Source organism: Phenylobacterium sp. (genome assembly GCF_013911965.1).
Taxonomy (GTDB): Bacteria; Pseudomonadota; Alphaproteobacteria; order Caulobacterales; family Caulobacteraceae; genus Phenylobacterium.
Genome location: NZ_JACESE010000017.1, coordinates 1 through 18,521, shown reverse-complemented (window position 1 = coordinate 18,521; position 18,521 = coordinate 1). Strand labels below are relative to the sequence as shown.

The window sequence follows — 18,521 nt, the reverse complement described above, 5'->3', positions numbered from 1 at the left end:
GCCCAATGGCCGCTTATGGCGCATGGCGGCCGTCGCGCTTCTGCAGCACTCCTGAAGTCCAGGCCCTATCCTGTGGCGGCGTGCTTCGTTAAGCCCAGAACAGCGGGCCGCGCCGCCTCAGGTCGCCGTCCAGCCGCCGTCGACCGAGAGGGCCGCGCCGGTGGCCGAGGCGCCCATGTCGGAGACGAGGTAGAGCAGCAGGCCGGCCAGGTGGTCGTATTCGACGAAGGTCTTGTTGGGCTGGGCGGCAAGGATGACCTCCTCGACCACCCGGTCCTCGGGGATTCCGCGCGACCTGGCCTGGTCGCCGATCTGGGCCTCCACCAGGGAGGTCTTCACATAGCCGGGGCAGATGGCGTTGCAGGTGACGCCGGTGCGCGCCAGCTCCACCCCGATGGCCTTGGTGAAGCCGACCACGCCGAACTTGGCGGCCACATAGGCCGACTTGAAGGGCGAGGCGACGAGGCCGTGCGCCGAGGCCACGTTGACGATGCGGCCCCGCCCCTGGGCCTTCATGATCGGCACGGCCGCGCGGGTCGTGTGGAAGGTCGAGGAGAGGATGATGGCCATCAGGGCGTCCCACTTCTCCGGCGGGAAGTCCTCGATGGGCGCGACATGCTGGACGCCCGCATTGTTAACCAGGATGTCCAGCCGGCCAAACTCGCGCACCGCATAGTCGATCAGGTCGGCGATCTCGTCGGGCTTGGTCATGTCCGCCCCGTGGTAGCGGATGGCGGCGTTGGTGCGCGCCTGCAGGTCGCGCCGGTCGGCCTCGATCTTCGCCGGGTCGCCGAAACCGTTGAGGATGACGTTCACCCCCTGCTCGGCCAGGGCCGCGGCCAGCGCCTGGCCGATGCCGCTGGTGGAGCCGGTGACGACGGCCACGTGGCCGGAAATGCCGTAGTCGATCGCCATCTGAACGCTCCTCGCGGGGTTGGCCGTCAGGCGGCGGCCGCCTGGGGTTGGGGGCGGATGAAGGTCCATTCGCCGGCTTGCGACTCGCTCGCCAGGAAACGGTAGCCCTCAAGGTCGAAGGCCTTCAATTCCTCAACGCGTGAAATGCGGTTGTCGATGGCGAAGCGGGCCATCAGGCCCCGCGCCTTCTTGGCGTAGAAGCTGACGATGCGGCTGACGCCGTCCTTTTCCTCCAGAAAGCGGATGTTGAGGAGCGGCAGCTTCAGCGCGCGCGCATCGACCGCGCCGAAATACTCTTGGCTCGCCAGATTGACCAGGGTCGGATCGGCGTGTCCCTCGGCGGCTTCGTTCAGCGCCTTGGCGATCCGATCGGCCCAGAAGTCGTAGAGGGTGGCGCCGCGCCTGGTCTTCAGGCGCGTGCCCATCTCCAGCCGGTAGGGCTGGATCAGGTCCATGGGCCGCAGGACGCCGTAGAGGCCCGACAGGATGCGCAGATGGTCCTGGGCCCAGGCGAGGTCCGCCTTCTTCATGGTGCGCGCCTGCAGGCCCGCATAGACGTCGCCGTTGAAGGCGAGGGCCGCCTGCAGGCCGTCCTCGCTCTCTGGATCGAAGGCCTGGAAGCGTTCCCGGTTGAGCTCGGCGAGCTTGTCCGACAACGACATCAGGCGTCGCAGATCGCCGACGGTCAGCTTGCGCGTGACCTGGGCGAGCTCGGCGGTCTCCTTGCGGAACTGCGGCAGGGTGACAGGCAGGCTCTGGTCGGGCGCGGAGAAGTCCAGCGCCTTGGCCGGGGAGAGGACGAACAACATGGCGGCGTCCTTTGCCGGCACTTGGTGACGGCGCCAAGACGGCGCGGCGTCTTTAGAAGTGGACGCGCGGATTCATGATGCGCTTCGGGTCGAGCGCGGCGCGGATCGCCCGCAGGGCGTTCACTTCCACCGCCGCCTTGTAGCGCAAGGCCTCGGCGCTCTTCATCGCCCCCAGGCCGTGCTCGGCCGAGATGGAGCCGCCCAGGCTGGCCACGATATCGTGGACCCGGCGCGATCCATTGTCGCGCAAGGCCGAATGGGCCGCGTCATCGCCGCCGTCGGGGCGCAGCACGTCGTAGTGGATGTTGCCGTCGCCCACATGACCGAAGGCGCAGATGCGGGCCGCGGGCGCGATCTCGCGAACGGCGGCGCCGGCCATCTCCAGGAAGTCGGCGACCTTGCTGACCGGTACGGAGACGTCGTGCTTCCAGGTCGCCCCCTCCGGCTTCTGGGCCGGCGACTGGTTCTCCCGCAGGGACCAGAAGGCCTTGGCCTGGCTCTCGCTCTGGGCGATGGCGGCGTCGGCGATCAGGCCGTCTTCCAGGGCTTGGCCCAGCAGGCGCTCCATGGCGGCCTCGGCGGCGCCGGGCTCGCCCGAGGCGAGTTCCACCAGGACGTACCAGGCATGGCGCGTCAGCAGCGGGTCGCGCTGGCCCTCGATGTTCTTCAGCGCGAAGTCGACGCCGACCCGGCTCATCAGTTCGAAGGCCTCCACCCCGCCGCCGGCCGCCTCCTTGGCCCGCGCCAGCAGGCGGATGGCCGCGCGCGGATCGGAGAGCCCGACCATGGCCGTGGCGCGTGAGGGCAGGACGGGAAAGAGCTTCAGGGCCGCGGCGGTGACGACGCCCAGCGTCCCCTCCGCCCCGATCAGGAGCTGCTTGAGGTCGTAGCCGGTGTTGTCCTTGCGCAGGCGCTTCAGCCCGTGCCAGATTTCGCCGTTGGGCAGCACGGCCTCCAGGCCGATGACCAGATCCCGGGTCGTTCCGTAACGCAGCACGGCGGTGCCGCCGGCGTTGGTGGAGACGACCCCGCCGATGGTCGCCGTCCCCTGCGACGCGAGGTCGAGCGGGAAGCGCCGGTTCTTCGCCAGCGCCGCCTCGTGCGCCTCGGAGAGCGTCACGCCGGCCTCGCACACCATGACGTCGTCGAAGGCGTCGACATCCCGGACCGCCTTCAGCCGTTCGGTGGAGAGCAGGACCTCCCCCATCGGGATCTGTCCGCCGACCAGGCCGGTGTTGCCGCCCTGCGGCGTGATGGCGACGCCGGCCTCGAAGCAGAGTCCCACGACCGCGGCGACGTCCGCCGTCGAGCCCGGCAGGGCCAGGAAGGGAGTCTGGCCGCTCCACCTGTCGCGCCATTCGACGAGCTTGGGCGCGAGGCGGTCGGGATCCTGGCTCCAGCCGCCCTCGCCGAGCACGGCCTTGAGGCGGGAGAGGACGTCGGCGGGAACGGGCGCGGTCATGGCGGAAATCTAGTCCTTCGCGGCTCAGCCGACAAAGCCCGCGGCGCGGCGCAGACGGTCGTCGATGGCCTCGCCCAGGCCGGACTTCGGGATGGGCGCGACGGCGATGGCCCGCGGCGCGGTGCGGTCGGCGGCGCGGAGGTGGGCGAAGAGGTTGGCCGCGGCCTCGGCCAGGTCTCCCGCCGGGCTGAGGTTGAACACCCGCGGGCCTTGCGGCGCATCGGGCCCGAAGGCGAGATAGGCCTCGTCGGGCTCGGGGGCGGCCGCGTCCAGGCGGAGCGGCGCCTGGGGCGCATAGTGGCGGGCCATGCGGCCGGGCGAACGTTTGGCGTCGGCCTCCGCCTCGGCCAGCGGGCCGATCACCGCCTCGATCTGCGCTCGGGTCACCGCGCCGGGACGCAGCAGGCGCGGACGGTCCAGCAGGGCGACGACGGTCGACTCCAGGCCCACCTCGCACGCGCCGCCGTCGAGGGCCGCGGCGGCGAAGGCGCCCGTCTCCTCCACGGCGTCGGCGAAGCGGGTCGGGCTCGGCCGGCCCGAACGATTGGCCGAGGGGGCCACCACGGGGGCGCCGAAGGCGGCGATCACCTGGCGGGCGATCGGGTGGGCCGGCATGCGGACGGCGACGGTCTCCAGGCCTGCGCGCGCCAGATCGCAGACCGGCGAGGGGTCGGCCGCCGGCAGGACCAGGGTCAGCGGCCCGGGCCAGAAGGCGCGGGCGAGCTTGCGCGCATCGTCGTCGAAGACGGCCGTGCGCTCGGCCATGGCCTGGTCGGCCACATGCGCGATCAGGGGATTGAAGCGCGGGCGGCCCTTGGCCTCGAAAATGGCCGCGACGGCCGCGGGATCGGCCGCATCGGCGGCCAGGCCGTACACGGTCTCGGTCGGCAGGATGACGAGCCGGCCGGCGGCGAGCGCCGTGCGCGCCTCATCGATCCCGTCGCGGCCCTCGACCATCTGGCTCCCGTCTCCGCAGTTCAGGGCCGGGTGATAGGCCATCGCGCCCTTCGTGTCGCCCCGGCTTGGTGACCTTGGGTCAGGCGGCCTAAATAGGGCCCGTCCCACACCGGAGCCCTGCATGACCTTCCGCGCGCCCGTCCGCGACCTCGCCTTCGCCCTCAAAGTCGCCGGCTTCGACGAGCTGACCGCAAAGCACTTTCCCGAACTGGACGCCGATACGGCCGCAGCGGTCCTGGAGGCCGCCGGCGCCTTCACCACCGACGTCCTGGCCCCGCTCAACCGGGTGGGCGACCAGCAGGGCGCGAGCTTCGCCGACGGCCAGGTGACGGCTGCGCCCGGCTTCGCGGAAGCCTACCGCGCCTTCGCCGAGCAGGGCTGGAACAGCCTGTCGGCCGAGCCCGAACACGGCGGCCAGGGCCTGCCCAAGGCGATGGAGCTGGCCGTCTTCGAGATGGTGCATGCGGCCAACATGGCCTTCGGCCTCTGCCCCATGCTGACCCAGGCGGCCATCGAGGCGCTCGCCCTGCACGGGACCGAGCGGCAGAAGCGGCTCGTCCTGCCCCGGCTCGTCTCCGGAGAATGGACGGGCACCATGAACCTGACCGAGCCGCAGGCGGGCTCCGACCTCGCCGCGCTCACCACCCGCGCCGAGCCCGACGGGAACGGCGGCTACCGCCTTTTCGGCCAGAAGATCTTCATCACCTGGGGCGACCACGACGCCACGGACAACGTCTGCCACCTGGTGCTGGCCCGCCTGCCCGACGCGCCCCCTGGCGTGAAGGGCATCTCCCTCTTCCTGGCGCCCAAGTTCCTGGTGAACGAGGACGGTTCGCTCGGCGAACGCAACGGCCTCGCCCCCGCCTCCATCGAGCACAAGCTGGGCATCCACGCCTCGCCCACCTGCGTGATGGTGTTCGAGGGCGCGAGGGCCGAGCTGGTGGGCGAGCTGAACCAGGGCCTGGCCCACATGTTCGTCATGATGAACGCCGCGCGCCTGCAGGTGGGCGTCGAGGGCGTGGGCATCGCCGAACGGGCCTTCCAGCAGGCGCTGGCCTACGCCCAGGACCGGCGCCAGGGCCGCTCGCCCTGGAGCGGCGAGGCGGCGCCCATCTACGACCATCCCGACATCCGCCGGGCCCTGATGCTGATGAAGGCCAAGATCGAGGCCGCGCGGGGCATCTGCCTGACGACCGGCGTGCTGGCCGACCTCGGCCGGCTGGCGGAGGACCCCGCCCGCCGCGCCGGCGCCAAGGCGCGGCAGGAGCTGCTGACCCCCATCGCCAAGGCCTGGTCCACCGATGTGGGCGTGGAGGTGGCCTCCATGGGCGTGCAGATCCACGGCGGCATGGGCTTCATCGAGGAGACCGGCGCGGCCCAGCACTATCGCGACGCCCGCATCGCCCCGATCTACGAAGGCACGAACGGCATCCAGGCCATGGACCTGGTCGGCCGCAAGCTCTCCATGGCCGAGGGCTCGGTGATGGACGAGCTGTGCGCCGAGATGGCCATGACGGCCGAAGCCCTGACCGAGCGGCGCGACCTGGTCGAGGCCGGACGGCGCCTGGCCGAGGGCGTGCGGGCGCTGGAGGCGGCGACCGACTGGCTGCTGTCGCACCGGGGCGCAGACTCCCTCGCCGGCGCCACGCCCTACCTGAAGCTGGCCGGCGACGTGATCGGGGGCTTCGTTCTGGCCCGGCAGGCGCTCGCCGCCGGCGAATCCGACGAGGCCTGGCTGCAGGCAAAGCCCGCCCTGCTGCGCCACTACGCCGCCCATGTGCTGGCCGGCGCGCCGGGCCTCGCGGCGGCGGTCACGGCCGGGGCCGAAGAGCTGGAGGCGATCTCCGCCGAAGCCCTGTCGGCCTAGCCCCGGCGGGGCCCCTTCCAAGGGCCCTTGCCCTTCGGCCGGTCGGGCTTCGGCCCGCGGTCGGGGCCGGAACGCGGACCGCCCTTGGGGCGACCCTCGCCACGCGGACCTTCGCCGCGAGGCGCCTCGCTGCGCGGACGCTCGCTCCGCGGACCGTCTGCCCGCGGTTCGCGACGCGGCGGTCGGTCCTCACGGCCCTCCTTGCCGGGCGGCGGGCCGCGCCGCGGCGGACCGCCCCGGCCGGTCGGCGGGCCGCGGCGAACGGCGCCCGGGCCCGGCGGTTCGCTGGCCTCGATGCGGATATCGTCGCCGCCGCTGGCCGACTTGATCGCCTCGCGGAAACGGGCCTCCACGTCCGGGCTGATCTCGAACTTGGTCTCGCGGTCGAAGATGCGGATCTGGCCGATGTCCTTCTTGGTCACGTGACCGAGGCGGCAGATCAGCGGGACGAGCCACTTCGGATCGGCGTTCTTGCTGCGGCCGACGGGCAGGCGGAACCAGACGGCGCCTTCCATCTGCTGACGGGGTTCGCGCGGCTCACGCGGCTCGCGCGGACCGTCGCGGTCGCGTGGCCCCCGATCCCCGCGGTCACGGAAGTCCTCGACCACCACCTCCTCCGGCGCCGGCTGGCGCGAACGGTAGAGGCGCACGAGGGCGGCGGCCACGGCCTCCGCGCCCCGCTCCTCCAGCAGGCGGGCGGCGAGCGCCGCATCTTCCGGGGACGCCTCCTCGGCCAGCAGGGGGTCGGCCAGGAAGCGCTCCTGGTCGCGCTCGCGGATCTCCTCCAGCGTCGGCGGGCCCGACCATTCGGCGTCGACGCCGGCCGCTGACAGGAGCTGCTCGGCGCGGCGGCGGCGGGTGTAGGGGACGACCAGGACCGAGACGCCCTTCTTGCCGGCCCGCCCGGTGCGGCCGCTGCGGTGCAGGAGGGCGGCCTTGTTCACCGGCAGCTCGGCATGGACGACGAGGCCCAGGTCGGGCAGGTCGAGGCCGCGCGCGGCGACGTCGGTCGCCACGCAGGCGCGCGCATGGCCGTCGCGCAGGGCCTGCAGGGCGTCGGCCCGCTCCTTCTGCGACAGCTCGCCCGAGAGCTGGACGGCCGAGAAGCCGCGCTCGCGAAGCGCCCCGTAGAGATGGCGGACCGACTCCCGCGTCGAGCAGAAGATCATGGCGCCGGGCGACTCGTAGAAGCGCAGCAGGTTGACCACCGCCTTCTCGATCTCGGTCGGGGCCACCCGTACGGCGCGATAGGCGATGTCGCCGTGGGCCTCGTCGCGGCGGGTGGTGTCGATGCGGATCGAGTCCCGCTGATAGCGGCGGGCCAGGGTCGCGATGTCCTTGGCGATGGTCGCCGAGAACAGCAGGGTCCGGCGCTCCACCGGCGCGGAGTCGAGGATTTCCTCCAGGTCTTCCCGGAACCCGAGGTCGAGCATCTCGTCGGCCTCGTCGAGCACCACGACCTTGAGCGCCGAGAGGTCGAGATTGCTCCGCTCCAGGTGGTCGCGCAGGCGGCCGGGCGTGCCCACCACGATGTGGCAGCCGGCGGCCAGGGCCCGCTGCTCGCGCCGGGCGTCCATGCCGCCGACGCAGGTGACCACGCGGGCCTGGGCCGAGGCGTAGAGCCAGGAGAGTTCGCGCGCCACCTGCAGGGCCAGTTCGCGCGTCGGCGCGATCACCAGGGCCAGCGGCGCGGCCGCCTGGCCGAAGGTCTCGGCCTGGCCCAGCAGAGTGTCGGCGGCCGCCAGCCCGAAGGCGACGGTCTTGCCCGAGCCGGTCTGGGCGGAGACCAGCAGGTCGCGGCCGGGCTCGGCCTCGAGGACGGCGGCCTGGACGCTGGTCGGCTCTTCATAGCCCTGGGCCTGGAGCGCCCGGGCGAGCGCCGGATGCGTGGCGGGGAACGGCATGGATCTTCCTTCTGTCCGGAACCCTGGCATACGCCGAAACGGCGAAGGCCGGCGCCCGCGCGGGGCGCCGGCCCGTTGCGAGAAACGCAGGTCCGGTATCTTTTCGATCCCGCCTTTAGCGCATCTGGGCGCGCAACACACGCCCGCATGTGCGAGTCGCCAATGGGTCGCATAACGGCGGCCTCTGGACCTGTGGTCGAAGCCCCGCCTAAGAAGAGGGCTGAAACAAGAAAACGTGCGCCGATCCCTTAGATCGGGCCTTCCAGGGGAATACCAGGATGAAGACCAAGGTGAAGACCGGGCTTCTGGCGCTCGGCGCGGCCGCCGCGCTGTCCGCCGGGCCGGCCATGGCCAAGGACGTGGCGGGCGTGACCTGCGCCAACCCGCCGCCGGCCCGCTGCAGCGGGGCGGAGTGCGCCACGGGCGGCGCGCTGGCCGAGCTGGGCGATGCGGTCGACGCCAAGACCGGCCGCAAATTCTTCCTCGACTACCCCTGCGACCTGAAGCCGGACGAGAAGGTCGTCTTCGTCCTGAACCTCCACGGCGCCGGTTCGATCGGCAACTGGCAGCGGCACTACTTCCCGGCCGTGGACCACAAGGACAAGCACCGCCTGGTGGTGGCCACGCCGACGGCGGCGACCGAGCAGGCGATGATCCCGGGCCTGCCCGCCGTGCGCCGCTGGGACGCCGCGGCCGACGACGCCCATCTGCAGAACATCTCCGACATGGTCATCGAGGCCTTCGGGCCGCAGAACATCGCCGCCTTCTGGCTGGCGGGCCACAGCCAGGGCGGCTTCACCTCCAGCCGGATCGTCTGCTCCGACTATTTCAAGGACAAGGTCGACGGCTGGCTCAGCCTCTCGGGCGGCCGCATCGGCCAGGCGCCCTTCGTCGCCGCCTTCGGCCCGCCCAAGGCCGACGGCTCGCCGCCGGACCCGCGTCCCGCCGGGGCCCGCCTGCCTGGCGCGACGCCGGCCTGCGACTTCTCCCACATCTTCGCCATCGGCGAGTACGAGATCGAGACCCTGCCCGAGACCTCGCCCTGGGCGCAGAAGTACGGCTGCGACGCCCGCGTCCGGCGCGAAGACATCGTCGATCAGAGGCCGGGCCACGTCTGGGACTACCAGCGCGCCGGCTACAAGGTCTGGGGGACGACGGCGCGCCCGGGAACGGCCGAGGTCTATGTCTATCCCAACTGTGACGGCGGCCGCCTGGTGGCCGACGTGGTCCGCAAGGACAAGGGCCACACCGAGGGCCTGGAGCCCAAGGTCACCGAAGCCATCGTGGCCATGATGGTCGCCGCGCCGGGCGGCAAGCTCGCGGCGTCCGCGAAGTAGGCGGAACTACTCCGTCTCGTAGCCGTAGCGGCGGATCACCGCGCGCGCCTGGGGGCTCTTCAGATAGGCCAGGAAGGCGCGCGCGGCCGGATCGTCGGCCCCGGCCTTGAGCAGCACCGCCTGCTGCTCGATGGGCGAATGCAGATGGGCCGGCACCACCCAGCGCGAGCCGCCCCGGGTCCCGGCGACCTGCGACAGGGCCACGAAGCCGAGTTCGGCCGCGCCGGCGCTGGCGAACTGGTAGGTCTGGGCGATGGAAGCCCCCTGGACGAGCTTCGGCGACAGCCGCCGGTGGAGACCGAGCTTTCTCAGCGTCTCGACCGCCGCCAGCCCGTAGGGGGCGGTCTTGGGATCGGCGATGGCCAGCTTGTCGAAGCCGCCGCGGGCGAGCGTCGCCTGCCCCGTCACGAGACCCGGCGTCCGGCTCCAGAGGACGAGCCGCCCCGTCGCATAGGTGAAGCGGGTGCCGGCCACCGCCAGCCCCTGCGCCTCGGCCTTCTGCGGCCGTTCCCGATCGGCGGAGAGGAAGACCTCGAACGGCGCGCCGTTGGCGATCTGGGCGTAGAACTGCCCGGAGGAGCCGAAGCTGAGGACCGCCCTGTGGCCGGTGGCCGCCTCGAAGCCGCGCGCGATCTCCTGGGCCGGCTCGGTGAAGTTGGCGGCGACCGCCACCCGCACCTCCGCGCCTGCGGCGGCGCCGGCGGCGGCCAGTGCGGCGGCGAGGCCCAGGAGGGCGCGCAGGACGAGCTTCATCGAACCTCCCGGCAAGAGACCGGCTCGATGTAGGACGCGCGCGGCCCCGCGGCCAGCGCCGGTCCGGCCTATTCCGCCACCAGCGCCCGATAGGCGCGCCAGCTGGCGAGACCCAGCCAGGGGAAGACGATGACGAAGGCCAGGAAACCGGTCGCCGCCGAGGCGAGGATGAAGACCGCCAGGATCGCCGCCCACAGCAGCATCGGCCCGGGATTGGCCGCCACCGCGCGGAAGCTGGTGATCACCGCCACGAAGACGTTGGCCGATCCGTTCAGCAGCAGGGGCGCGGCCACCACCACCAGCGCATAGGTGAAGAAGGCGATCACACCGCCCACCAGGGTCCCGGCCAGCAGCATGTTGTGGCCTTCGGCGGAACGCAGGGCGAAGGCGACGAAAGCGTCGACCGTGTCGTACATCTGGTAGGTCGACAGCCCGAAGACGATCTGGGCGATGCGCCCCCAGAAGAGATAGATCAGCAGGAGGGCGAGGCCGAGATAGGCCACGTCCTGCCGGAAGGCGGGCCGCACGAAGAGGACGGCCGGCAGCGAGACCGGCTCGCCAGCTTCCAGCCGCCGGCCGGCCTCATAGGGCCCCATGGCCAGCATGGGCGCCACGAAGACGAAGCCGAAGGTCAGGATCAGCACCCAGAAGGCCAGGTTGGAGACATAGAGCCCCCAGCACAGGCCGGCGCTGACCAGGGCCAGGGCCAGGCCGTAGGCCAGCAGCGGCCCCGGCGCGCGCCAGAGGTCCGCGAAGCCGCCCGCCAGCCAGGCGAACGGCGCGGAAAGGCCGATGGTGCGGATCGGCGGCAAGCCGTCACGGGCTTGTCCCGGAGCGGCCGAAGCCTGGGGTGAAGTCATGTCTCGCCTCCCGACCGCCCCTCGCCGGAAGGCCCGGTCGGGCGCGGTTCTCTCGGTGTCGTTGCGGTGAAGCTTACGCGCGCCGGGCGGCCGCACAAGCGCCCCCTGCCGCGACACGTCGCGCGGTTGCACGACGGGGCTGCTCCTCCCCAGGCAGCGGAATCGGCGGCTCGTGCGTTGGCCTACCCGTCGGGGGTATTTGCCAGGAGACCCACGATGGCTGAAGAGCACGAGCAGAAGCCCTCCGGCGAGGGCGGGCGGAAGGCGAAGCCGCCGGCGATCCGCGGCGAGACCCTGTGGGCGGGCGCGATCGGCGCAGCCGCCACGCTTGGCGTGCTGATCGTGGCGGGGCTGGTCACCGTCTATGGCGGGACCTTCAACCCGGCCGCCACCCAGGACCACAGGCCGGTCACGCGATGGGCCCTGAGCACGGCCATGCGCAACGGCGTCGAAGGGCGCGCGGGCGAGGTCGGCCAGCCGCCGGGAAATCCGGATCTGGCCGCCGGCGGCCGAGCCTTCGCGGCCATGTGCGCCCACTGCCACGGCGCGCCGGGCGCGCGGCGGGCGGAGTGGGCCCGCGGCATGCTGCCCCTGCCGCCGGACCTGACCCATGCGGCCGAGGAATGGCGGACCGAGGAGGTCTTCTGGATCGCCAAGCACGGGGTGAAGATGAGCGGCATGCCGGCCTTCGGCCCGACGCATGACGACGCCGCGCTCTGGAACCTCGCCGCCTTCGTCAAGCAGCTGCCGGCCATGACGCCGGAGGAATATGCAGCCCTGACCGGCGGCGGCGGCCACCATGACGGCGGAACCGAAGGCGCCCGGCCTCCGCCCGCCGCCTCGGCGACGGCGTCGGACGAGGAGGGCGCCCGATGATGTCCTACAAGCGCTTCTTCGCCATGATCGCCACCTCGACCGTGGTGATGTTCGGCCTGATGTACCTGAACACCTACCGGCTCGAGCACGTGCTCTTCAGCGAGACGCGCGTCTATATGGCGATCCTGATGGGGGCGACCATGGCCGTCATCATGCTCGGCTTCATGCTGGGCATGTACAAGAACCGGGCCGCCAACATCGCCATCTTCGCCGGCGCGGCGGTGGTCTTCGCCGGCTCCCTCTTCCTGGTGCGCAGTCAGGCGACGGTGAGCCAGGTCAGCTACATGCGGGCCATGGTCCCGCACCACTCCATCGCCATCATGACCAGCGAGCGGGCCCAGATCACCGATCCGCGGGTGCGCAAGCTGGCCGACGAGATCATCGCCGCCCAGCGGCGCGAGATCGCCGAGATGAAGTACCTGATCGCCGAGCTGGAGAAGGAGGAAGGCCAGTGAGGACGCCCCTGATCCTGGCCGCCGCGGCCCTGCCGCTGCTGGCGGGCGCCTGCGACCGCAACACCGCTCCGGCGCGCGAGCCGGACGCGGCCCTCTCCAAGGCCGAGGACGGCGCGCCGCTGGTTCCCGCCGACCAGGCTGTGGAAAGCGCCGAGATCGCCACCACCGACCCTTCCGCCTTGAACCAGGCCGAAATCGACAAGGTGCTGGCGCCCGGCCCCGGCTGCGGGTTCTCGCTCACCCGCGGGACGGACCCGGTTCTGGTCATCCGCGCCCCGAACACCGGGGGCGTCACCGCCCGCGGGGTGATGAAGATCCACGGCCGGCTGATCGAACTCACCGCCGAGGAGGCCGGCGGCTACGCCAGCCTCATCGACGGCGCCGCCCTAAGCGCCGGCGGCGTGACGGCGCAGGTCGCGCCCGTGGAGGCGACCGCGCCCTCCGAAGCCGCAGAGACCCGCCAGGCCGACCTGACGCTCACCCTCGACCAGGGCCTGAACGCCGGCTTTCGCGGCTACTACACGTGCGACGGGCCGAGATCCGCGGCCGAATAGGCCGGCGCGAGATCAGCGGGCGACGACTATCGCGTAGTCGCGCCAGACCTCCGGCAGGTGCCGATTGGCGTTCTTGGAGACGTTGGGGGTCTTGCCCTGCAGGTCGAGATTGGACAAGCGCGCCTCGAAGGGGCTGGCGACGACGACGCAGTCGCAGCCCCCGATCCGGCGCAGGAAGGCGTTGGCGCGCGCTTCGTCGGCCTCGGCGGTGTCGGGGTGTATTTCCACAACCACGTTGGTGAACCGCTGCCCATCCACGGCGGCCAGGCTGTCTTCATCGAGGACCTGAAGGCGCACGTCGGTGCGGCCGTAGAAGTCCAGAACCGACTGCCCGACCCGCAGGTTCGCCGCCGTGTCGGTCAGAGCCAACACGCCGGAATGAAGCGCGGCGGGGATCGTGACCGGCAGGAAGGCGTCACGGACGTTCACCATCGCGAAGGTCTGCCCGGGGCTGAGCGCCGCGAGACAGCTGACGAGGTCGCTCACACGCTGGCCAAGGTGAGATGCGGCGATCTTGTGGGAGTGGATGGCGTTGTTGGGCGACACCCCTGGTTCGCACCAGATTCGCGTGCGTTCGCCGGGATCGATCTGGCATTCGAAGACGTGCGTCCATTCGAAGTCGGCCGCCGCCGCGGCCGCTTCCGGGAGCACGCCCTCGGCCTTGAGCAGCCGCATGAAGAGCTCGGTCGTGGCGAGCGAGAAGTGGACATCCTGAGGATAGGCGTTGGCGCTGTATTCGGCGCGCAGATGCTGGGTCTGCGGATCGGCCAGATGGTCCCACCAGTCGAGGAACGTCACGCCGGCGGCCTCGCAGACCTCGCGCAGCCGCGGATTGAGGTGTGCGGAAAGGGCGTCCATCAAGGGGCTGTAGGTCGGCGTGCTGCACAGCAGCATGGCCCGCCCCTCGATCAGCTTGCAGGCGTCCTCCAGGATCGGGCGGTGACGGGCGGCGACCGTCTCCATGAGGGCCAGATCCGCCGCGGTGGGGGCCGTGTCGGCCGGGTCGCGCAGGCCGAGCAGGTTGGTGGCGTGGTAATAGACATCGCCGTTCAGGACGAGAACGGTGTCCCGACGCGGGTCCACCCGCTTCAGGTTCTCCTGGAACTTGCGCCGCACCGCGGCGCTGGTCTCCTCGGTCAGAAGCAAGGTGCTGGGGCCCATGCCGATGAACAACGGGAAGAAGGCCGCGTTACCGCCGAAGCTGCGCACATAGCTCGTGCCCACCACATTGATCTGGGCGGGATCGCCGCGACGCTGTTCGGCCTTGAGCACGGGGCCGAGCGGACCGAGGCCCGAGCGCAGGATCGAGCCGAGGTGCAGGGCCATTTCGCGTCGCAGACCCGGCACGCCCATGCGCTGGAAATCGGCGCGCACGCGCTCCAGGAACCAGAGGCCTGACCGCGCGGCGAGGCAGGCGCGCGCGGCTTCGGCGAGCTCGGGAATGGAATCGCGGCGTATGGCGATGAGCGCCCGGCAGAGATGCGCCTCGGCCGCCCATGGATCCTGCGCCAGGACCTGCTCCGCCAGGACTAGGGCCTCGTCGGCCCGTCCGGCCTGATAGCTCGCCAGGGGCGAGGCCGCAGACAGCAGGGTCATGAGTCCGCCGTCGCGAGGTTGCGCAGAACGATCCATTCGGGGACTTGGATAGCGCGCTTGAGGGGGAAGCCCCAAAGGTCGCCCTCGGGCGCAGTCTCCGCCAAGTCGAAACCGGCGTCGCGGAAGATGTCGCGGGCGGGGGCGTTGCGGGCGGTGGGGCGGTACCAGCCCCGCAGCGTCTCGGCGCCGCGGGCCCGTGCGGCTTGGGCGAGCGCCGCCAACAGGGCGGTCTCGATCCGGCGACCGATGACGCGGCAGCTGAGCAGAAGCACGTCGATCTCACAGGCGGCGCCCGCCAGGGTGGCGACGGCGAGGCCCACAATGCCGTTGTCGCCGAACCGGTCGGCCGCGCGAAGGCTGAGCGCGATCGCGTCCGGACGCTGCAGATGGGCGGCCAGCTCGGCCTCGGAATAGCGGCGGGTGGTGGTGTTGAGCTGGTTCGTCTTCTGGGTCAGCTGGGCGGCGCGCGCCAGCGTGGCGGCGTCCACCGGCGCGGCCTCGACCTCAATGGCGAGCGAGGCGAGAAAGGCCTCCAGCGACGTGGCTTGGGCCTGGAGATCGCGCCGCTGGCGGTCGTCCGCATAGTAGCGGCTGCGGGCCCCGTCCTCTTCGGTGAGCGCGTGGCGTTCGAGCCGGGACACGCCGTTCAGCGCGGCCACATAGTCGGCGGGGTCGGAAGGAAGGGCAAGCACCTCCACCTGCGGCAACGCCCGCGCCACGCCCTCGCATTCGAAGGGGCTGTCGTCGACGAAGATGAAGCTGTCGAGGCCGAGGTTGAGTTCGCCGGCCATGGCGATGAGGCCCTCGGCCTTGGTCTTCCAGCCGATCTGCACCGCCGCCAGGTGCCGGCTGCGGATCAGCATGTGCGGGTGCTGGTCGATCATGGCCAGCGCCTCGTCCGGATTGTTCTTGCTGGCCACGGCCAGAAGCACGCCCCGGCGCGACACTTCGAGGACCGCGCGCTGGAAGGCCTTGAAGAAGACGCCGGGCGGCTCGTCGCCCAGGCGCACGCCGTCAGGTCCATCCTCGCCCAGGACGCCGCCCCAGAGGGTGTTGTCCAGGTCCAGCACCAGAACCTTGGCCGGCGGCAGGGCGACGGGGGCGAGATGACGCCACCAGGCCGCCGCCAGCCAACCCAGCGCCGGAGCGCTGAGGGGCAGCCGGGCGGCCGCCCACTTGGTCTCGCTCAAGAACGCCGCGCGGCCGTGGCGCGCCTGCAGGCGGTCGTAGTCCAGGAAGACGACGCCCGCCTGGTCGGCGCACCAGCGGCGGACCAGGTGGTTTGCGGTTTCGATCGCCTCGTCCTGGCTCAAGGTCTTCCGGACGCCCAGCAGTCCCTCGGACGGGTGAAGGGGCTTCTCCAGGCCATGGACGACAAGGGTCGCCGGCGTGCGGGCGCGCAGCGCCTCCAGCAGGTCGATCAATAGCCGCGCAGCCTCGTCGGCCGCAGCTCGGGCCTCCGCCTCCTCCATCATGTCGAAGTCGCGCCAGAGGCTCGGCGCGATGTCGCGGGTCTGGACCGCCAGGATCACCGCGTCGGGTCGATGGGCGTAGAGGCCGCTGGCGGGATCGAGGATCTCCTGGCCATAGGCGTTGAACTCGCCGATCCAGGTCTCCAGGCGGCGTCCAGCCAGCAGGGCCTCGGCCTCAAGCAGGGGCAGGACGGGTTCGAGCGTGAAGCTGCGCAGGACGGCCAGGCGGAAGGGCTCCGCCGCGGGCTCGGGCCACAGGCGGCCGTAGCGGGCCTTCAGGAACCGGGCCGCCGAGGCGTTGGGGCTGGACGCCCAATAACGGCGGGCCGCGAGACGGGCGCCGTAGGCGTCGCCGGCGTCCAGCAGCCGGTCGATGGCGTCGCGGTCCGTCTCGCCAGGATGTGCGGCGATGTCCGACATGGCGTCCTGCCCTGGCGCCCTACCGGCCCCGCCGGGCGAGAACGAAGCAGGAGACGGTGAGGTTCTGGGCCTGGGCGCGCGCCAGGTCGTAGCCGGTCATGGGGACGAGCTTCAGGTCGACAATCTCCAGCCCGGCGGCGTCGAACAGGTCGCGCACCTCGCCCTCGTCCCGCAGAAGGAAGATGTGGTCAGGGGCCGGGCTGTTCAGCGGCACGTTGACATAGAGCAGCCCCTCCGGCGCCAGGAAGGCGCCCAGGGAAGCCAGCGCCTCCCGCGGCTCTTCCAGATGCTCCAGCACTTCGCAAAGCGCGACGCCGTCGAAGGTCCCGTCGGTTTCGGGCGCGCGGGTCGGCGCGTGAATGTCCTGACGGTCGAGTTCGACGCGCGCCTCGACGCCCATGGCCGCGATGGCCGCACGCGTCTGGCGCAGGCTCTCCTCGCTGACGTCCCAGGCGACGGCGCGGGCGCAGCGAGGATCCTCAGCCGCCATGGACAGGAAGAGGCCGTGGCCCGGTCCCACCTCGAGATAGCGGAAGCCCTCAGGCAGGCGCGGCAGGAAGTCCTGCCGGAAATAGAGAAAGGCGGAGCTGTGGTTCTTCCACAGCACCTGAGAGGCGAGGATGCCCTCCACATACTTCTTCATGAAGGGACCGTTGGAATAGACTTCCCGGTCGGCCTCTTCGAAAGTCGCGAGGCGGTAGCGCCCGTGCTTCTTGAAGAAGTAGGTCTCCTTGTTGATCTCGCCGCACATCCAACGGTAGCTGGCATAGTAGTCGCCCGCCTCGTCGCCCATCAGGCGCAGGACGCGGCCGGCCAGCCCATCCAGCAGGGCGAGCTCATCGGCCGAATAGCCGGCCAGGCTCTGCTCCAGAAACTTGGCGTGTTCGGGCCATTGTCTCAGGACGCCCTGGACCACCCGGTCGAGTTGTTCGCGGCCCACCGTTTTCATCGCACCCGTCGCGTCACAACCGCTCAGGCGGCTTTCGCTTCGTTGACGATGGCCAGGATCGCCGGGACGCTCATCATCTCCTCGATGCGCTCGGGCGAGATCTCGACATTGGCCTCCTGCTCGATCGCCAGCAGCAGGTCCAAGAGGCGGAGCGAGTCCCAGGCCACGACGGTGTTGGGCGTGGCGTCGGGCGTGATCTGCGCCGGGTCACACTCGAACACGTCGGCCATCAGCACACGCAGCTCTTCAAAGGTCACGACGCTCTCCCCCAAAGCCTGAGTCGCGACGCCGCGGCGTCGAACCTCGCCGGTCAGGAAGCCGATATGGGCTGGCGGGTCAAGCCGGCGGCGGCCAGATGATCGAGACCAGCCTCGATGGCGCGCCGCGCACCGGCTATGTGCGCCTGGGCGAGAATCCGGCCTTCGTCTTCGACCAGCCGCGCCGGGAGTTCGGGCTGGAGCCGCGCCGCGCCAACGGCCTGGCCGTGAGTCCGCCCGACCGCGGGCCCGTCCGGCTGGGCGGCCAGTGGATTTCCGGCGACGGCGTCGTCTTCATCCGGTGCGCCGAGGAGTTCGTGGGCGGCGGCCGGCGGTGACAGGCGAACGGGAGGGCCGCGGCGGTTCGCGCGCGGCCCTCCGCGTCCGGGGTCGTCAGCTCAGGACGACGATGGCCACACGCCGGTTCTGGGCGCGGCCCTCGGGCGTGTCGTTGGGCGCGACCGGCTCGGCCTCGCCATAGGAGATGGTGGCCATGCGGTTGAGCGCCACGCCGGCCTTGGAGAGATAGCGGCGGACCGCCTCGGCGCGGGCCTCGCCGAGCTCCTCGTTATAGGCCTCCTCGCCGGTGGCGTCGGTGTGGCCCTGGATCTCCAGATAGACGTTCCGGTTCTCGGCCCCGAGCCGCTGGGCGAGCTCGGCGAGCCGGGCCTCGGCCTCGGGCGAGAGCTGGTCCTTGTCGGTGGGGAACTTCACCGAGTCGTCGGAGAGCACCACCTCGTAGAGGAACTTGCCCTCGGCCAGCTTGTGGGCGGCCTTGGCGCGGGCCAGAGCCTCGCCGGCGGTGCCCTGGACCTCGGTCACCCGCGAGTCGACGGTGGCGACCTGTTCGTTCACATAGCCCTTGGTGGCGCAGCCCGTGGCCATGAGGCCGGCCAGGACGATCACGCTGGCCGTGGCGGCCGATTTCAGCATCGGTTTGGTCAAGACTATCACCTTCCTGCTTCCATTGCAGATCCCTCCCCATCTGCAGCAACGCTCCATTGGCCGAAGCGTTCACGGCCCCGTGATGGCGCGACTGGGGCCAAACCTGGGCGCCTTGACCATAGGGCGGCCGCCG

18 protein-coding genes are annotated in these 18,521 nt (G+C 71.3%); 6 read left to right on the top strand and 12 right to left on the bottom strand.

The window, feature by feature from the left end; translation table 11 throughout:
• Positions 1–117 precede the first annotated feature (117 nt).
• From H2041_RS15595 to H2041_RS15580, 4 genes are read right to left on the bottom strand one after another with little or no spacing between them, the layout of a single operon-like run.
• Positions 118–915 carry a 3-hydroxybutyrate dehydrogenase gene (locus tag H2041_RS15595; RefSeq protein ID WP_293414238.1) on the bottom strand — a complete coding sequence of 266 codons (798 nt, stop codon included), beginning with the start codon at positions 913–915 and terminating at the stop codon, positions 118–120.
• 26 nt (positions 916–941) lie between these two features.
• The gene (gene yaaA, locus H2041_RS15590; protein WP_293414236.1) at positions 942–1,724 is read right to left on the bottom strand and encodes a peroxide stress protein YaaA; all 783 of its coding nucleotides are present in this window, start codon (positions 1,722–1,724) and stop codon (positions 942–944) included.
• 52 nt (positions 1,725–1,776) lie between these two features.
• On the bottom strand, positions 1,777–3,186 hold the full coding sequence (locus H2041_RS15585) for an FAD-binding oxidoreductase (protein WP_293414234.1): 1,410 nt from the start codon (positions 3,184–3,186) through the stop codon (positions 1,777–1,779).
• A gap of 24 nt (positions 3,187–3,210) precedes the next feature.
• Positions 3,211–4,143 (bottom strand): L-threonylcarbamoyladenylate synthase, encoded by a 933-nt coding sequence (locus H2041_RS15580; RefSeq protein ID WP_293414338.1) that lies wholly within the window; start codon positions 4,141–4,143, stop codon positions 3,211–3,213.
• Positions 4,144–4,264: 121 nt separating this feature from the next.
• Between H2041_RS15580 and H2041_RS15575 the strand changes: the two genes are divergently transcribed.
• Positions 4,265–6,010 (top strand): acyl-CoA dehydrogenase, encoded by a 1,746-nt coding sequence (locus H2041_RS15575; RefSeq protein ID WP_293414232.1) that lies wholly within the window; start codon positions 4,265–4,267, stop codon positions 6,008–6,010.
• Here H2041_RS15575 and H2041_RS15570 read toward each other — a convergent pair.
• Positions 6,007–7,914, bottom strand: a complete 1,908-nt coding sequence (locus H2041_RS15570; RefSeq protein ID WP_293414230.1) for a DEAD/DEAH box helicase — start codon at positions 7,912–7,914, stop codon at positions 6,007–6,009. The two genes, H2041_RS15575 and H2041_RS15570, sit on opposite strands and share 4 nt — an antisense overlap.
• 278 nt (positions 7,915–8,192) lie before the next feature.
• On the opposite strand from H2041_RS15570, the gene H2041_RS15565 reads away from it, so the two are divergent.
• Entirely contained in the window at positions 8,193–9,251 is a 1,059-nt protein-coding gene (locus tag H2041_RS15565; RefSeq protein ID WP_293414228.1) for a hypothetical protein, read from the top strand.
• A 6-nt stretch (positions 9,252–9,257) separates the two neighbouring features.
• On the opposite strand, the gene modA is transcribed toward H2041_RS15565, so the two are convergent.
• Positions 9,258–10,004 carry a molybdate ABC transporter substrate-binding protein gene (gene modA, locus H2041_RS15560; RefSeq protein ID WP_293414226.1) on the bottom strand — a complete coding sequence of 249 codons (747 nt, stop codon included), beginning with the start codon at positions 10,002–10,004 and terminating at the stop codon, positions 9,258–9,260.
• Positions 10,005–10,072: 68 nt separating this feature from the next.
• Complete coding sequence (locus H2041_RS15555; protein ID WP_293414224.1) at positions 10,073–10,864, bottom strand: DUF2189 domain-containing protein; 792 nt, start codon at positions 10,862–10,864, stop codon at positions 10,073–10,075.
• 216 nt (positions 10,865–11,080) lie between these two features.
• Here H2041_RS15555 and H2041_RS15550 point away from each other — a divergent pair, with 216 nt between their 5' ends.
• Genes H2041_RS15550 through H2041_RS15540 form a run of 3 tightly spaced genes read left to right on the top strand, consistent with a single transcriptional unit; the run spans position 11,081 to position 12,749 of the window.
• Entirely contained in the window at positions 11,081–11,740 is a 660-nt protein-coding gene (locus tag H2041_RS15550; protein ID WP_293414222.1) for a cytochrome c, read from the top strand.
• Positions 11,737–12,195: a DUF305 domain-containing protein gene (locus H2041_RS15545; protein WP_293414220.1), complete on the top strand. Its 459-nt coding sequence runs from the start codon at positions 11,737–11,739 to the stop codon at positions 12,193–12,195. The genes H2041_RS15550 and H2041_RS15545 overlap by 4 nt, the downstream gene beginning before the upstream one ends.
• Entirely contained in the window at positions 12,192–12,749 is a 558-nt protein-coding gene (locus H2041_RS15540) for a DUF6692 family protein (protein WP_293414218.1), read from the top strand. The genes H2041_RS15545 and H2041_RS15540 overlap by 4 nt, the downstream gene beginning before the upstream one ends.
• 12 nt (positions 12,750–12,761) lie before the next feature.
• Here the strand turns inward: H2041_RS15540 and H2041_RS15535 are convergent, their stop codons facing one another.
• The 4 genes from H2041_RS15535 to H2041_RS15520 are packed head-to-tail and all read right to left on the bottom strand — an operon-like array spanning position 12,762 to position 17,443.
• Positions 12,762–14,345, bottom strand: a complete 1,584-nt coding sequence (locus H2041_RS15535; protein ID WP_293414216.1) for a hypothetical protein — start codon at positions 14,343–14,345, stop codon at positions 12,762–12,764.
• Positions 14,342–16,237: an HAD family hydrolase gene (locus H2041_RS15530; protein ID WP_293414214.1), complete on the bottom strand. Its 1,896-nt coding sequence runs from the start codon at positions 16,235–16,237 to the stop codon at positions 14,342–14,344. Before H2041_RS15530 ends, H2041_RS15535 begins: the two co-directional genes overlap by 4 nt.
• A gap of 19 nt (positions 16,238–16,256) precedes the next feature.
• Entirely contained in the window at positions 16,257–17,186 is a 930-nt protein-coding gene (locus tag H2041_RS15525; RefSeq protein ID WP_293414212.1) for a class I SAM-dependent methyltransferase, read from the bottom strand.
• Between the two features lie 23 nt (positions 17,187–17,209).
• Entirely contained in the window at positions 17,210–17,443 is a 234-nt protein-coding gene (locus tag H2041_RS15520; RefSeq protein ID WP_293414210.1) for an acyl carrier protein, read from the bottom strand.
• A 98-nt stretch (positions 17,444–17,541) separates the two neighbouring features.
• Between H2041_RS15520 and H2041_RS15515 the strand changes: the two genes are divergently transcribed.
• Entirely contained in the window at positions 17,542–17,781 is a 240-nt protein-coding gene (locus tag H2041_RS15515; RefSeq protein WP_293414185.1) for a hypothetical protein, read from the top strand.
• Positions 17,782–17,836: 55 nt separating this feature from the next.
• Here the strand turns inward: H2041_RS15515 and H2041_RS15510 are convergent, their stop codons facing one another.
• On the bottom strand, positions 17,837–18,376 hold the full coding sequence (locus tag H2041_RS15510) for an OmpA family protein (RefSeq protein WP_293414336.1): 540 nt from the start codon (positions 18,374–18,376) through the stop codon (positions 17,837–17,839).
• Between the last annotated feature and the right edge of the window lie 145 nt (positions 18,377–18,521).

Excerpts from the sequence above, each read along its gene's own strand:
- H2041_RS15595 (WP_293414238.1), bottom strand. The coding sequence starts at position 915 with ATGGCGATCGACTACGGCATTTCCGGCCACGTGGCCGTCGTCACCGGC.
- yaaA (WP_293414236.1), bottom strand. The coding sequence starts at position 1,724 with ATGTTGTTCGTCCTCTCCCCGGCCAAGGCGCTGGACTTCTCCGCGCCC.
- H2041_RS15585 (WP_293414234.1), bottom strand. The coding sequence starts at position 3,186 with ATGACCGCGCCCGTTCCCGCCGACGTCCTCTCCCGCCTCAAGGCCGTG.
- H2041_RS15580 (WP_293414338.1), bottom strand. The coding sequence starts at position 4,143 with ATGGTCGAGGGCCGCGACGGGATCGATGAGGCGCGCACGGCGCTCGCC.
- H2041_RS15575 (WP_293414232.1), top strand. The coding sequence starts at position 4,265 with ATGACCTTCCGCGCGCCCGTCCGCGACCTCGCCTTCGCCCTCAAAGTC.
- H2041_RS15570 (WP_293414230.1), bottom strand. The coding sequence starts at position 7,914 with ATGCCGTTCCCCGCCACGCATCCGGCGCTCGCCCGGGCGCTCCAGGCC.
- H2041_RS15565 (WP_293414228.1), top strand. The coding sequence starts at position 8,193 with ATGAAGACCAAGGTGAAGACCGGGCTTCTGGCGCTCGGCGCGGCCGCC.
- modA (WP_293414226.1), bottom strand. The coding sequence starts at position 10,004 with ATGAAGCTCGTCCTGCGCGCCCTCCTGGGCCTCGCCGCCGCACTGGCC.
- H2041_RS15555 (WP_293414224.1), bottom strand. The coding sequence starts at position 10,864 with ATGACTTCACCCCAGGCTTCGGCCGCTCCGGGACAAGCCCGTGACGGC.
- H2041_RS15550 (WP_293414222.1), top strand. The coding sequence starts at position 11,081 with ATGGCTGAAGAGCACGAGCAGAAGCCCTCCGGCGAGGGCGGGCGGAAG.
- H2041_RS15545 (WP_293414220.1), top strand. The coding sequence starts at position 11,737 with ATGATGTCCTACAAGCGCTTCTTCGCCATGATCGCCACCTCGACCGTG.
- H2041_RS15535 (WP_293414216.1), bottom strand. The coding sequence starts at position 14,345 with ATGACCCTGCTGTCTGCGGCCTCGCCCCTGGCGAGCTATCAGGCCGGA.
- H2041_RS15530 (WP_293414214.1), bottom strand. The coding sequence starts at position 16,237 with ATGTCGGACATCGCCGCACATCCTGGCGAGACGGACCGCGACGCCATC.
- H2041_RS15525 (WP_293414212.1), bottom strand. The coding sequence starts at position 17,186 with ATGAAAACGGTGGGCCGCGAACAACTCGACCGGGTGGTCCAGGGCGTC.
- H2041_RS15515 (WP_293414185.1), top strand. The coding sequence starts at position 17,542 with ATGATCGAGACCAGCCTCGATGGCGCGCCGCGCACCGGCTATGTGCGC.
- H2041_RS15510 (WP_293414336.1), bottom strand. The coding sequence starts at position 18,376 with ATGCTGAAATCGGCCGCCACGGCCAGCGTGATCGTCCTGGCCGGCCTC.